This is a genomic window from Chryseobacterium sp. UYP7, assembly GCF_056279225.1.
Window position 1 is genome coordinate 155,488 of sequence record NZ_JBWBQW010000007.1, and the last position, 13,806, is coordinate 169,293.

Here is a 13,806-nt window from a genome sequence, read left to right on the forward strand (position 1 = left end):
AAAGAGGAAAAATACAAAAATTTAAAATAAAAACCTCCGGAAAAATAATAATTCCAGAGGTATAAATTTTAGATCCGAACTTTTAGATTTAATTCACCGTGATCAATTCTTCGCGGTAAGTATTTTCTCCATTGGCATCTTTGCCTGTAAAAAATTTAAATCGATAAGTTCCGGTTTCCTGTGGTCGGAAATTGATTTGAGAAGCCCGAACAACCATATCTCCGCAGTTTGCACTTGTTTTGAATTTGTACGAAGTTACTTCGCGTTCCAGAGCATCGGTATGTAAGTAATCGTAGCCATAAAAACCCTCGCAGTTTGCGGTGTATGTTGAATACGTTTTTATAGTCTGGGTCGTGTAAACATCCATAGAATATTGGGCGATTTTTACGCTGTCAATTCTTACGGCGTCGGTGTTTACAATTTCATCTCCTTCTAAACGGTCGTTGCAACTTACAGAACTGAAAATCAGTGTAATCGGTAAACAAATAAGTAGTAGTTTTTTCATGGTTTATTTGATTTATTATTAGAACGATAAAGATATTTCCTTTATTATGCTAGATTACGAATTAAAATTTCCTTTAGATAAATAAACAACTTTTTTTGTCTCAAAAAATTCACCCTCAAAATAATCCTGCAGATTAAAAATTTCGACTTTTAATCCCGCAAGTTCTTCCGAAAGATCGCCGCCTTTTAAATACAAAATGCCATTATGTTTTGTGTTCAACTGTTCTTTCTCAAACTTACCTCTCAACCAGCGCAGAAAAGTGGGCATTTGAGTAACTGCTCTGCTAACTACAAAATGAAATTTACCCGGCAAATCTTCGGCACGATCGTAAATCGCCGTAATATTGGTTAGACCAACTCCTTCGGAAACTTCTTTTACAACCGTAATTTTTTTACCAATGGAATCAACCAAAGTAAAATGAGCTTCGGGAAATAAAATGGCGAGCGGAATTCCGGGAAATCCACCACCGGTACCAATATCCAGAACTTTAGTTTTTGGAGCAAACTCCATTACTTTTGCGATCCCAAGGGAATGTAGAATATGTTTTTCATAAAGCGAATCCATATCTTTACGGGAGATCACATTAATTTTCTCATTCCATTCTTTGTAAAGTTCGTCGAGTTTTGCAAACTGTTCAACTTGTTTTTCGGATAAATTCGGGAAGTATTTTTTAATTAATTCAACAGACATTTTTCAAGTATAATTTCTGCAAATTTAGAGAAACAACTTCAGAACTTTGCAGAAAAAAATTATCTTTGAAAAACTTAATAATAAATATGGATAAATATTCTGAAAGACTTAATCGAATGAGTTTTTCGCAAACTTTTGTAATGAGCAATAAAGTGCGGGAAATGAAAGCGAAAGGAATCGATGTTATTAGTTTAACCCTGGGCGAACCGGATTTTGACGTTCCAAAAAATATAAAAGAAGCGGCTTTTGATGCGATCGATAACAACTTCAGTCACTACTCTCCCGTTCCGGGATTTTTAGATTTAAGAGAAGCGATTTGCGAAAAGCTGAAAAGAGATAACAATTTAGAATATCTCCCTTCCCAGATCTGCGTATCCAACGGCGCTAAACAATCTATTTTAAATGTTTTGTGTTCCATTATTGATGAAGGTGACGAAGTGATCTTACCTGCACCGTATTGGGTAAGTTATGACGAAATGGTTAAAATGGTTGGCGGAAAATCGGTCTTTGTTGAAACTTCAATTGACACCAGTTTTAAAATGACTGCGGAGCAACTGGAACTAGCGATCACGCCGAAAACTAAAGCTTTACTTTACAGTTCACCATGTAATCCGTCGGGAAGTTTTTACACCTACGAAGAACTGGAAAAAATTGCAGCCGTTATTGCGAAATATCCCCAGATCACGATCATTTCTGATGAGATTTATGAATACATTAATTATGATGGCAAACACACTTCTATCGCTGAATTTCCGCAGGTTTACGAACAAACGGCAGTCATCAACGGAATGTCGAAAGCTTTTGCAATGACGGGTTGGAGAATCGGTTATTCTGCCTGTCCGTCCTGGTTGGCTGTAGGATGTGAAAAGATTCAGGGTCAAATGACAAGTGGCGCCAATTCTATGGCTCAAAAAGCCTCAATCACTGCTTTGAAGACCGACTATTCTGAATATCGGTATATGATCGATGAATTTAAAAAGAGACGTGATATCGTTTATAATTTGATGAAAGAAATTCCGGGCTTTACTGTAAATTATCCGGAATCTGCTTTTTACTTTTTTCCTGATGTTTCTTATTATATCGGTAAAACGTTAAATGGCAAACATATTAATGATGCAGATGATTTCGCGATGTTTTTACTCGATGAAGCGCATGTTGGAACCGTTGGCGGAGTTTCTTTTGGAAATTCAAACTGTGTCCGGTTCTCTTACGCCGCCTCAGAAAACGATTTGAAAGAAGCCATGAGAAGAATAAAAGAAAGTTTAGAAAAAAGTGAGGTGAATTAAAACTCTTGCTCTATTAATACAAAAAATCCGGTTTGAAAAATTCAAACCGGATTTTTTCATGTTTAAAAAGTTTTAAAACTTAATAATATCTTTCATTTTTTCGTTTTCTTCGTTAACCATATCGTCGTCAACTAAGATTTTTCCGCTGTGCTCATCGATGATAATTTTCTTTCTCTGCGCAATTTCCATTTGTTTTTGTGGAGGCAAAGTAAAGAATGAACCTTTTGGTGCTCCTCTTTCTAAACCAACAACAGCAAGTCCAGTTGGCGAATTCGTACGGATTCTTTGGTAAGATGCCAACAATCGCGCATCGATATTTTTAGAAAATTCCCCAGATTTTTCGATCAAATAATCTTCTTCTTTCTGAGTTTCAGAAACTAAATTTTCCAGCTCTTCTTTTTTAAATTTAAGGTGGTTTTTTAATTCTGTAATTTTATTGTTCAGTTCTTCGAACGTTTCGTTTTTATGCGAAATTTTAACTGAAAATTCTTTGATTCTTTTATCGGAAAGTTCAATTTCTAACTCCTGGAATTCGATTTCTTTTCCTAAAGCTTCGAATTCTTTATTGTTTCTTACCGTGTCTTGCTGAGTTTTATATTTGTCAATCAAAGATTTAGCGTGACTAATGACTTCATTTTTTGTATTAATTTCGTCATTCTGCTCTTTAATTTCGGCACCAAATTTCTCTGATCTTTTTTCAAGGCCTTCGATTTCAATTTCTAGATCTTCAACTTCGATTGGCAATTCGCCTCTGGTATTACGAATTTCATCTAATCGGGAATCGATTATTTGTAAATCGTAAAGCGCTCTTAACTTATCTTCAACGGAGATTTCTACAGATTTTTTAGCCATATTTTTATAAAAAATAATTTACAGGATTGGTTTTCTCAATAGATTTTGAGATTGCAAATTTAGGAAAAATTTCCGATAAAATCTCAAATAATTGTTGGGTAACGAATTGCTCGGATTCAAAATGGCCAATGTCGCAGATTAACATTTTGCCTTCATTCTGAAAAAAATCGTGATACTTAATATCTCCCGTCAAATATGCGTCGCATTTTTGAGAGAGTGCAGCTTTTATTCCACTTGCTCCACTTCCACCAAGAACTCCTACCCTTTTGATTTTTTTTGAATTAAAATTAGAATGACGAATAACTTTCAAATCAAATTTTTCTTTCACGAAATTTAAAAAATCAGATTCGTTCATTTCAATTTCGAAATCTCCAAACCGTCCTAGACCTGAATATTGATTTTCATTTTCTAAACTGATGATCTTGTACGCCACTTCTTCGTACGGATGCACGGATTTCATCGCAGCAAGCACCTGATGTTTTTTATAATTTTCGAAAACTACAGAAATTATCTTTTCATCGGCATTTTCAAGAATATTTTGAGTTCCGGAAAAAGGGTTGGATCCCGCAATCGGTCGGAAAGTTCCCTCACCTGCAACCGTAAAACTACATTCATCGTAAAACCCGATATTTCCGGCACCAGCGGCAAACAAAGCTTCTTTAATCTGTTCCGAATTTTCCGTGGGAACATAAACTTCTAACGAAGTGAGATTATTCACTTTAGGCATTAAAATTTTCTGATCATGTAAACCTAATTTTTGGCAAATGCCATAGTTAACTCCGGAAAAATCATTATCGAAGGCCGTATGAATAGCATATACCGCGATTTTATTTTCTACCGCTTTCAGAACAGAACGTTCTACATAATCCTTTCCTGTGAGCGATTTTAAACCAGAAAAAATGATAGGATGAAACGTTATAATTAAGTTTAGATTTTTTGCAATGGCTTCGTCTACAACATTTTCCAAAGCATCATGACAAACCAGAATTCCTGTAATTTCTTTATTTGGATTTCCGCATAAAAGTCCCACGTTATCATATTCTTCTGCCTGTTTAAGTGGAATCCGTTTTTCAATCTCGAGGATTGCTTCATTAATAGTCATTTGCTTAAGTTTGTAGCGAAATTAAGAATTATTTCTTTAAATTTAATTTTTGACAATATATGGAGAAGGAACACGATTTTATACCGGAACGAACAAGATGGAAACGCATTGTTTACCGCATCATTTTTAAAGCGGACACCAAACCGGGCAAAGCTTTTGACCTTATTCTTCTGTTTTTGATCTTGCTGAGTACGTTCATCGTAATGATGGAAAGTGTAAGTGTTTTCGATGCAAAGCTCCATCACCTCTTTATTATTTTAGAGATCATCATCACGGTTATTTTTACCGTGGAATATGTTTTGAGAATTGTCACCTTAAAAAATAAACGTGCTTACATTTTCAGTTTTTTCGGAATTATTGATTTTTTAGCGATACTACCCTTTTATTTAAGTTTATTTATTCCGATCACAAAATACTTCCTTATTTTAAGAATGCTAAGAATGTTGAGGGTTTTTCGGATCTTTAATCTTTTGGATTTTATGAACGATGGGGCTTTCATCGTTACTGCGCTGAAGAACAGTTCCAGAAAAATTTATATTTTCCTTATGTTCTTAATGATCTTTTCGGTTATCGTGGGTTCCATGATGTTCATGGTTGAAGGTCACCGCGAAGGCTTTGAAAGTATTCCGCAAAGTGTTTATTGGGCGGTAGTAACGGTGACGACGGTTGGTTACGGAGATGTTTCACCCGGAACGCCTTTAGGTAAATTTCTTTCTGTATTGCTGATGCTTGCAGGTTATTCCATCATTGCGGTGCCAACAGGAATTGTAACGGCAGAAATGCGCAACAAACGGCAGGATCTCGGGAAGAATTGTCCACGATGTGGAAATAATGATAACGATGACGATTCGCGGTTCTGTAAAATCTGTGGGGAAAGACTATAAAAAAAAGATGCATTTTAAAAATGCACCCCTTCTCGAATTCCCATCATTTGTGTTGTTTGGTTATCGTAATTTGTCTTATTTTTTTATCTAATCTCTTAATTATGAAAGTTTTACTAACTTTTTTACTGTATCTTTTTTTAATTATTCAAATGTAACAAGTTTGTGGTTTACAAATTACAGTTAAAACACCCTTTTTTTTATTTAATAAGATTCATAATCACATTATTTTATATTTCGAACATAGCATACCATAAAAAAAATCAAAAAAAAGCAACACTTCAAAATAAAGTGTTGCTTTTTCATTATCACAATGAATTGAGTTTTTCTTACTCAATTATAATTTACTTCGTTAAAGTACTGTTTACTTTTACAAGTTCAACATCAAATATTAGCCAGGCATTTGGTGGAATTACACCGCCAGCGCCATTTGCACCATAACCCAATTCTGAAGGAATAAGTAATGTAGCAGTTTCGCCTTCTTTTAATAATAAAATACCCTCGTCCCAACCTTTAATAACTTGTCCAACTCCGATTGGAATATCTATCGGTTGATTTCTCTTGAAAGAAGAATCGAATTCGGTTCCATCAATTAATTTACCAGCGTAATGTACCGCAACTTCATCCCCTTTTTTTGGAGAAGGACCATTTGTTGTTTTGGTAATTTTGTAATACAAACCGGAAGGTGTAGACTGCATTGTAGCTTTCAACGCGTCTACTAATTGCTGTTGATTTGCTGCAAATTCTTCGTCTTTTTTCTTTTTGTCAGCTTCTAATTTAGCCATCATGTTTTTGTTGTTTTCTTTGATCTTCGCTTTTCCTTCGCTGAAGATCTTTGCAGCATCATAGCCTTTATATTCGGCACCTTTGCTGAATACAGAAACTTTCTCTAAAACAATATCTGTCTTTGGTTTGTCCTGCGCTCCTTTTTCAACGTTAGCAATGGTATCAACTACATCTAAACCATTAACAACCTTACCGAAAATGGTATGTTTCCCATCTAACCAAGGCGTTGCAACTTCGGTAATAAAGAACTGAGAACCATTTGTATTTGGTCCAGAATTCGCCATAGAAAGAATTCCTTTCCCGGTGTGCTGAAGATTATTTTTTTCGTCATCGAATTTATAGCCTGGATCTCCCATTCCTGTTCCCTTTGGATCACCACCCTGAATCATAAAATCCTTAATAACCCTGTGAAAAATAGTTCCATCATAAAAAGGAACTCCTTTAGCTTTAGACTTATTATCGATTTTACCTTCTGCCAAACCAACAAAATTTGCAACCGTAACCGGAGCATCTTTGTCTTCGAGTTTAACGATCATATTTCCTTTTGAAGTTTGGAAATTTGCGTAAAGACCTTCTTTTAGATCTTCGTAAGTTTCTTTTTCTACGTTCATTTTTTTATAAATTGAGGTGCAACTAGTTAGCGAAATTGCCGCTACTGCGATTAATAAATTTTTCTTTAGCATATTAATATAAGATTTACAATACTTTTATTTTGATGATCAAGGGCATATCATTCGGAATTTTTTCGTTGTTGCCATAAGTCCCGAAAGCCAGAACCGACGGAACCAAAAGAGTTGCTTCCTGATTTTTATTAAGATATCTTAGAGCATCTTCCACGGCTTTCAACTCTTCAAAATGCCCAAACTGGACATTTATATTTTTCTTCGGAGTCGTGAGCATTTTCACTCCATCAAAATCGAAGATCTCATATTGATAAGAGATTGTTTCGCCATCAATTTTCCGCGCGTTCTGCTGAAGGTTTGCAACATTCACCCAATAATTTAAACTCATCGGATAAAATTGCTCATCCTGATTTTTGATCCAGTCCTGAATTTGATTTCGCTCCGTATCATTCAGATTTTTAGCTCTGTTTCGGGAAGTGTTTAAATCTTTTTCACTCAAAAAGCCACCCACGGGAGGATGTGATTGTGTGTTCTGCGCACAACCAGCCAAGAGTAACGATGAAATTATAATTATTTTCTGCATAAAACTTTTGCGAAAATAAGAAATTCGCGTCACATTTTAAAACGAAAAAACCGGATAAAAATTTTTTCCGGTTTTTAATATTGTTCTTATGGGAAATTAAGCGGTTTCCATAATATTTTTTTCTACGAGAACTCTCCATCCGAAAGGATCTTCGGCGTTGTTGGTTTGAATGTCAACCAAATCTTTCTGTAAGGTTAAAGCAAAACTATCTTCTAAGGATAAGATAGGAAGCATCAATTTTTCACCTTTGTAGCCTAAAGCTTTGAAAACACTTGTAACAACTGCGGTTCCAACGCCCCAAACTTCTTTTAAACTTCCATCTTTCTGAGCCTCAACAACTGCTTTTACAGAGATCGGTTCAATTCTCATTTCTATTCCTCTTTTATTAGCAAGTTGAATAAAACTATCTCTCGTAACTCCGTCCAGAATTTTTTCTGAAGTTGGTGGCGTATAAATCGTATCGTTTATTCTTACAAATACGTTCATCGTTCCACTTTCTTCAAAATATTCGTGGGTCGAATCATCGGTCCAAATAATTTGATCATAACCTTCTTCCATCGCCAGTTGTGTTGGGTAAAAAGAAGCTGCATAATTACCTGCTGCTTTTGCAGAACCTACTCCGCCGTTTGCAGCACGTGAATAAAAATCAGAAATTTTTACAGAAACTGGTTCTGTATAATAGCTTTTCGCAGGAGTTGCTACGATCGCAAACATATATTTTTTAGATATTCTGGCTTTCAAAGCTTCTTCCGTCGCAAAAATTAGCGGACGAAGATATAACGACATTCCTTCACCTTGTGGGATCCAGTTTCGGTCGATATCAACAAGTGCTTTCAAACCCTCCAAAAAGATTTCTTTGGTCACTTCGGGCATTGCCAAACGTTGAGCCGACTTATTCATTCGTGCAAAATTCTTTTCGGGACGGAAAAGAAAAACTTTATCGTCGTTATCTTTATAAGCTTTCATTCCTTCGAAACAAGCCTGACCATAATTTACTCCCATCATTGCAGGAGAAAAAGGAAGCGGACCATACGGAATCAATTTTACATCACCCCATTTTCCATCATCGTACTCGCAGATTATCATATGATCGATAAAAGTATTCCCAAAGGAAAAGTTATTAGGATCAAAACTCGAAATTCTTGGATTAGTAGATTTTTGAATTATCATATTAAAAATTTTTTTTGGTGTTCTACAAATTTAATATAATTTTTTAAATATCAAAATTTTAAATTAATTTTGGAAAAATTTAAGATGAAGAGAGAGGTTATAACTACGTCAGATGGTAGCAAGACATTATTTATCAACGAACTAGATGAAAACTACCATTCGCATCATGGGGCACTGCAGGAGGCACTTCATGTGTTTATTGATAATGGATTAAAATTAGTTTATTTTTGCGACATTAACATTTTAGAACTCGGTTTTGGTACAGGTCTAAATGTTTTAGTCACTATTGATGAATTTTTGAAAACTGATAAAAATCATATAATTAATTATTTAACCATTGAAAAATATCCCGTAAATCAAGATGAAGTTCAGGAATTGGATTACAGTTCTTTCTTCGATGAGCCAGAAGTTGCTAAAATTTACAGGCTAATTCATGAATGTGAATGGAACATACCGATTGAAATTGCACCTAATTTTTTCTTCACCAAATTTAATTGTGATTTTTTTGAACTCGAAAATCTAGAATTACCAAACATCAATTTGGTTTACTTTGATTGCTTTGGAGCCAGAGTTCAACCGGATCTGTGGGAAAGACCCCTCTTCGAAATGGTTTCTAATAAAATGGAAGTTGGCGGTCTGTTGACGACGTATTCATCAAAAGGAAGCGTTCGCCGAATTCTTCAGGATTTAGACTTTAAGGTGGAGAAAAAGGCCGGGCCGCCCGGAAAAAGAGAAATGATCAACGCCATAAAGTTTTAAAGCAATAATCTTTGGAAAAGTAAAATTTCCTAACTTTGAAATCCAACCTTAAATTCCAGATTAACAATGATTGATAAAATAAACGTCAGGATTTACGCGACCGTAGTTAAAAACAGAACGATTTTAGCACTTCATGAAGAATATGCAGGTGACCATCTGTTAAAATTTCCCGGTGGCGGTTTAGAATTTGGTGAAGGGGTTTTAGACTGTCTTCACCGGGAATTTGAGGAGGAACTCAATTTAAAAATTACGAATCTTCAGCATTTTTATACGCAGGAAGATTTTTTAGTTTCTAAATTTCGGAATAGTGAACAATTGCTTACTATTTATTATGTTGCAGATATTGTTGATGAAGATGACTTGCTTATTAGAGATCCGTGCATCGAAAAAACAGAATGGGTTTCCCTCGATACCGAAGAAAACCCATTTCCGTTGCCTGTTGATAAAATCGTTTTCGATCTTTTAAAAAAGAAATACTTATAAAATTTCGTTCAGCACTTTAGCCAATCGAAGACCGCCGTACAACAATTGTCTTTCTAACAAAGGTTCGAATTTGTAATTATAATCGTAGGAATAAGAAGCGTCTGCAACAGAGTTAGAATAAATTCTGTTTGCTTGCTTGTGACTGTCGTACAACCAGTCTTCTAAGGTTCCTAACTGGATCTGTTTTACTTCTTCTTTTGATTTTACATCTAAAACATTCGCAAATTCCGTATAACTGTACTTTTGGAAATCTACTAACTTAGAATCCCACAAAGAATGCAGATTGGTATTATCGCCGAAAAACTTCAGCTTGATTTTATTTCCTCCCAGATCTTCAAGTCTCCCAAGATGCATAGGTTGCGCCGCATCTCCCATCAAATGAATAAGAAATCGAAGAGCAATCTCTCTGTCTTTCGCAGCTGTTTTTTTATCTTTGATCTGTTCCGACAAGATCTTGATCTGAGTATAGATGTTCGGTGCTTTCTGAATCTTTAAAGTTTCTGTAAATTCTTTCAGATTAGATTGAGGATTTACGTTGATATAATGCCATTGATCAGTATGCTTCCAAACTCCGGTGGTATCGGATTTTATGTAATCCGGCCAGTTGGCCCAATATGCTAATTTTTCGTTTCCTATTATTTCCTTCAAATGGCGCTTAGCCTTTCCGGAAAGATGGTTTTCTGCAATTTCTGCAATAACTCGGTGACCTGTGGTTCCCCAACAGTAGGCGAAATTAAAACTCAGTATTGCTAACAGCACTACTGAACTTTTCATTAAATTTTTCATTAATTATTTTTTGACTTTAAAATTCATGTAACCTGGATAGGGCCGAAAGTAACCGGCATTCCAATTGCTTTGAAGGAGCGCTTCTAAAAACTCATCTGTTCTGTTTTTATGCGGATCAAAAGGTTCTTTAATATCTACATCTGCGATATTTCCTTTAACATTCCACCAGAAAGCGCTCCAGCCGCCGCGAAGCTCTTTAATAATATCGTAGACTGTTTTACCGGTAGCTCTGTTCATTAATTTAGCAAAAACACGACCTTCAGTAGTGGTAAGATCTCTCAATTGAGTTTCATACTGATCTGCTAAAGCATTTTGGCGCTGGCTCACATATTTGCGTTGGTTGTTTTTATCAAGATCTTTCATATCAAGCTGAATATCTTCATACTGATCTAAAGCGGTAAGAAAAAGGGGGTAAACTCTATTCAGTTTTTTATTGAGGAAGAAATAATAATTCTGGTCGAGTTGATTATTGAATCTGGGTTTTTTAAAGAGGATCAATTCGTCCATTACCACTACATTTTCTCCGTTTATCTCGTAGATTCTGGCTCTTTGACCTTCATCGTAGTAATATTTATTTCCCAGTTCATCGGTTTTTAACATTTCTGCAGGATACTGGCTAATAGGCTTTGCAATAAGAACAGAATCTTGTTGAGCATGTGCGAAAAGTCCACTAAACAGAAGAAATATTAATATAAGTTTGTTAAATTTCATTACTTTTACTTCGTATTAAATCAAGTTTCAGACCACCAAAAATCATTCCTATTTATATGAAATTTCAAAATAAATCTTTAAAGTTTTTAGAAGAATATTTAAACACTGCATCTCCAACTGGTTACGAACACAACGGCCAGAAAGTTTGGATGGATTACATTAAACCTTACGTTGACAAAGTTGAATTTGACCACTATGGCACCTGTTATGGGATTATCAATCCTGACGCAGAATTTAGAGTGGTGATTGAAGCGCACGCCGACGAAATTTCCTGGTACGTGAATTATGTTACAGATGAAGGCCTAATTTATGTCATTCGGAATGGTGGCTCCGATCAAATGATCGCGCCGTCGAAAGTTGTAAATATTCACGGCGAAAAAGGGATCGTGAAAGGAGTTTTCGGTTGGCCAGCAATTCATACGCGTGGTGTTAATTCTGATGAACCTGTTCCAAAACTCGAAAATATTTTTATCGACTGTGGCGCAACTACAAAAAAAGAAGTTGAAGATCTGGGAATATTCGTAGGAACCATGATTACTTATCCCGACGAATTTTTCGAATTGAATGACCGCTATTTTGTTTGCCGCGCCTTAGATAATCGAATTGGCGGGTTTATGATTGCCGAAGTTGCGCGACTTTTAAAGGAAAATAAAAAGAAACTTCCATTCGGTTTATATGTTACCAATTCCGTTCAGGAAGAAGTTGGTTTATATGGCGCAGATATGATCGCAGATACCATTAAACCTAATATAGCGATAGTGACAGACGTTACTCACGACACTTCTACACCAATGATCGAAAAGAAAAAAGAAGGCGATCAAAAATGTGGCGACGGTCCTGTTATTTTCTTTGCACCAAGTGTTCATCATAAAATTCGCGAATTGATTGTGGAAACTGCAAAATCAAAGGATATTCCTTACCAGAGAGCGGCATCAAGCAGAGCCACCGGGACAGATACTGATGCTTTTGCTCACTCCAATGGCGGCGTTCCTTCTGCATTAATTTCTCTGCCTTTGCGGTATATGCACACCACGGTAGAAATGGTTGCGAAGGAAGATGTTGCGAATGTCATTCAGCTGATTTATGAAACTTTGCTGAAAATAAAACCAGATATGAATCTGAAATATCATTAAAAAATAAGTTAATAAACAGCCAATTGTAAATACTAATAAAGTAAAAATGAAAACAAAACTGATTTCCCCTTCCCTACTTTCTGCAGATTTCGGGAATCTTGAAAGAGATATCGAGATGTTAAACCGATCGCAAGCCGACTGGATTCACGTAGATGTGATGGATGGAAGATACGTTCCTAATATTTCTTTCGGCTTTCCGGTAATGAAAACGGTACAAAAATTTTCGAAGAAATTCGTAGATGTTCATTTGATGATTGTGGAGCCGGAAAAGTATGTGGAAGAATTCATCGAGCATGGTGCTGATCTGGTTTCTATTCATTATGAGGCCTGCGTGCATTTGCACAGAACGATTAATCTCATTCAGGAAAAAGGCGCAAAAGCTGGAGTTGTTTTAAATCCTGCAACGCCGGTTTTGTTATTAGAAGATATTATTGCAGACGTAGATCTGGTTTTATTGATGAGTGTAAATCCGGGATTTGGCGGACAGAAATTTATTGAAAATACGTACAAAAAAATCGCTGAAACCAAAGATCTAATTCTGTCTAATAATTCTACCGCCTTAATTCAGATCGATGGCGGTGTGAATCTGGATAATGCCTCTAAACTTTTCGACGCAGGCGCAGACGTTCTGGTTGCTGGAAATGCTGTGTTCTCCTCAGGAAATCCGGAAAAAACAATAGAACTTCTGAAGATTTAAAAAGTTGAAAATTTTATAAATTTGAAGATTGAAAGGAACCTCTTGGATCCTTTTTTGTGTTTTGTTTGTAGTTAAAAGTTTCTGCTACTTTTTCTGAGTTGTAGTGGGAAACTCAATGTAAAAAATCTAAATTTAGATTTAAAAAAGATAGTATTGATAAGGTTTTTGAGTAGATATTCGATATAGATATTTTCCGAAATCAACTATTTTCAAAAGTTTTAAACAAAAAAAATCCAGAGTTGATCTGGATTTTTATTTTGATATGTTCTTTTTATCTAGAAAATTTCTCTTCCAGAAAAATGGAATTGAGCTTCCAGTAAAGCATTCTCATCAGAATCGGAACCGTGTACCGCGTTCTCTCCCATGCTTCTTGCAAACATTTTTCTAATTGTTCCTTCCGCAGCATCTGCAGGATTTGTAGCACCAATTAAAGTTCGGAAATCTGTAACAGCATTTTCTTTTTCTAAAACTGCAGCTACGATTGGTCCTGAACTCATAAAGTCTACCAATTCTCCGTAAAAAGGTCTTTCAGCGTGAACTTCGTAGAATTTTTTTGCATCGGCAGTAGTAATCTGCGTTAATTTTAAAGCTTTGATTTTAAAACCCGCTTCTGCAATTTTTCCTAAAATAGCACCAATGTGACCATCAGCAACTGCATCTGGTTTGATCATGGTGAATGTAATTTTACCTGACATATATCTTGTTTTATTGTGGCGCAAAAATACAAAAAACTTTGTTACCTTTGTATTGAAAGTTCAG

General features: G+C 35.6%; 16 protein-coding genes. 6 read left to right on the plus strand and 10 right to left on the minus strand.

Annotation, left to right across the window (positions count from 1 at the left end):
• Window positions 1–88: 88 nt before the first annotated feature.
• A complete protein-coding gene (locus tag ACZ9HT_RS14160; RefSeq protein ID WP_476041146.1) occupies window positions 89–505 on the minus strand; it encodes a hypothetical protein in 417 nt (138 codons plus the stop codon).
• Between the two features lie 54 nt (window positions 506–559).
• Complete coding sequence (gene rsmG, locus ACZ9HT_RS14165; RefSeq protein WP_476041147.1) at window positions 560–1,195, minus strand: 16S rRNA (guanine(527)-N(7))-methyltransferase RsmG; 636 nt, start codon at window positions 1,193–1,195, stop codon at window positions 560–562.
• A gap of 86 nt (window positions 1,196–1,281) precedes the next feature.
• On the opposite strand from rsmG, the gene ACZ9HT_RS14170 reads away from it, so the two are divergent.
• A complete protein-coding gene (locus tag ACZ9HT_RS14170; protein ID WP_476041201.1) occupies window positions 1,282–2,481 on the plus strand; it encodes a pyridoxal phosphate-dependent aminotransferase in 1,200 nt (399 codons plus the stop codon).
• Window positions 2,482–2,553: 72 nt separating this feature from the next.
• Here the strand turns inward: ACZ9HT_RS14170 and ACZ9HT_RS14175 are convergent, their stop codons facing one another.
• A complete protein-coding gene (locus ACZ9HT_RS14175) occupies window positions 2,554–3,333 on the minus strand; it encodes a zinc ribbon domain-containing protein (RefSeq protein WP_476041148.1) in 780 nt (259 codons plus the stop codon).
• Between the two features lie 4 nt (window positions 3,334–3,337).
• A complete protein-coding gene (locus tag ACZ9HT_RS14180; protein ID WP_476041149.1) occupies window positions 3,338–4,435 on the minus strand; it encodes a Nif3-like dinuclear metal center hexameric protein in 1,098 nt (365 codons plus the stop codon).
• A 59-nt stretch (window positions 4,436–4,494) separates the two neighbouring features.
• On the opposite strand from ACZ9HT_RS14180, the gene ACZ9HT_RS14185 reads away from it, so the two are divergent.
• Window positions 4,495–5,319, plus strand: coding sequence for an ion transporter (locus tag ACZ9HT_RS14185; protein ID WP_476041150.1), 825 nt, complete (start codon window positions 4,495–4,497; stop codon window positions 5,317–5,319).
• Window positions 5,320–5,660: 341 nt separating this feature from the next.
• On the opposite strand, the gene ACZ9HT_RS14190 is transcribed toward ACZ9HT_RS14185, so the two are convergent.
• From ACZ9HT_RS14190 to ACZ9HT_RS14200, 3 genes are all read right to left on the minus strand, one after another.
• Window positions 5,661–6,713, minus strand: coding sequence for a peptidylprolyl isomerase (locus ACZ9HT_RS14190; RefSeq protein WP_476041151.1), 1,053 nt, complete (start codon window positions 6,711–6,713; stop codon window positions 5,661–5,663).
• Window positions 6,714–6,798: 85 nt separating this feature from the next.
• Window positions 6,799–7,308 carry an FKBP-type peptidyl-prolyl cis-trans isomerase gene (locus ACZ9HT_RS14195; protein WP_476041152.1) on the minus strand — a complete coding sequence of 170 codons (510 nt, stop codon included), beginning with the start codon at window positions 7,306–7,308 and terminating at the stop codon, window positions 6,799–6,801.
• A gap of 96 nt (window positions 7,309–7,404) precedes the next feature.
• Window positions 7,405–8,478: a branched-chain amino acid aminotransferase gene (locus ACZ9HT_RS14200; protein WP_476041153.1), complete on the minus strand. Its 1,074-nt coding sequence runs from the start codon at window positions 8,476–8,478 to the stop codon at window positions 7,405–7,407.
• Window positions 8,479–8,562: 84 nt separating this feature from the next.
• Between ACZ9HT_RS14200 and mnmC2 the strand changes: the two genes are divergently transcribed.
• Together mnmC2 and ACZ9HT_RS14210 are read left to right on the plus strand one after the other, a co-directional pair.
• Window positions 8,563–9,237 (plus strand): tRNA (5-methylaminomethyl-2-thiouridine)(34)-methyltransferase MnmC2, encoded by a 675-nt coding sequence (gene mnmC2 / locus ACZ9HT_RS14205; protein WP_476041154.1) that lies wholly within the window; start codon window positions 8,563–8,565, stop codon window positions 9,235–9,237.
• Window positions 9,238–9,303: 66 nt separating this feature from the next.
• Complete coding sequence (locus ACZ9HT_RS14210) at window positions 9,304–9,720, plus strand: NUDIX hydrolase (RefSeq protein WP_476041155.1); 417 nt, start codon at window positions 9,304–9,306, stop codon at window positions 9,718–9,720.
• Here the strand turns inward: ACZ9HT_RS14210 and ACZ9HT_RS14215 are convergent.
• Window positions 9,715–10,506, minus strand: a complete 792-nt coding sequence (locus ACZ9HT_RS14215) for a S1/P1 nuclease (protein ID WP_476041156.1) — start codon at window positions 10,504–10,506, stop codon at window positions 9,715–9,717. The genes ACZ9HT_RS14210 and ACZ9HT_RS14215 overlap by 6 nt on opposite strands.
• Window positions 10,507–10,509: 3 nt before the next feature.
• Complete coding sequence (locus tag ACZ9HT_RS14220) at window positions 10,510–11,217, minus strand: DUF4294 domain-containing protein (protein ID WP_476041157.1); 708 nt, start codon at window positions 11,215–11,217, stop codon at window positions 10,510–10,512.
• 56 nt (window positions 11,218–11,273) lie between these two features.
• Here ACZ9HT_RS14220 and ACZ9HT_RS14225 point away from each other — a divergent pair, with 56 nt between their 5' ends.
• Complete coding sequence (locus ACZ9HT_RS14225) at window positions 11,274–12,350, plus strand: M42 family metallopeptidase (RefSeq protein WP_476041158.1); 1,077 nt, start codon at window positions 11,274–11,276, stop codon at window positions 12,348–12,350.
• A gap of 46 nt (window positions 12,351–12,396) precedes the next feature.
• Window positions 12,397–13,047, plus strand: coding sequence for a ribulose-phosphate 3-epimerase (rpe, locus tag ACZ9HT_RS14230; RefSeq protein ID WP_476041159.1), 651 nt, complete (start codon window positions 12,397–12,399; stop codon window positions 13,045–13,047).
• A gap of 275 nt (window positions 13,048–13,322) precedes the next feature.
• Here the strand turns inward: rpe and ACZ9HT_RS14235 are convergent, their stop codons facing one another.
• Window positions 13,323–13,742 (minus strand): nucleoside-diphosphate kinase, encoded by a 420-nt coding sequence (locus ACZ9HT_RS14235; RefSeq protein WP_476041160.1) that lies wholly within the window; start codon window positions 13,740–13,742, stop codon window positions 13,323–13,325.
• Window positions 13,743–13,806 lie beyond the last annotated feature (64 nt).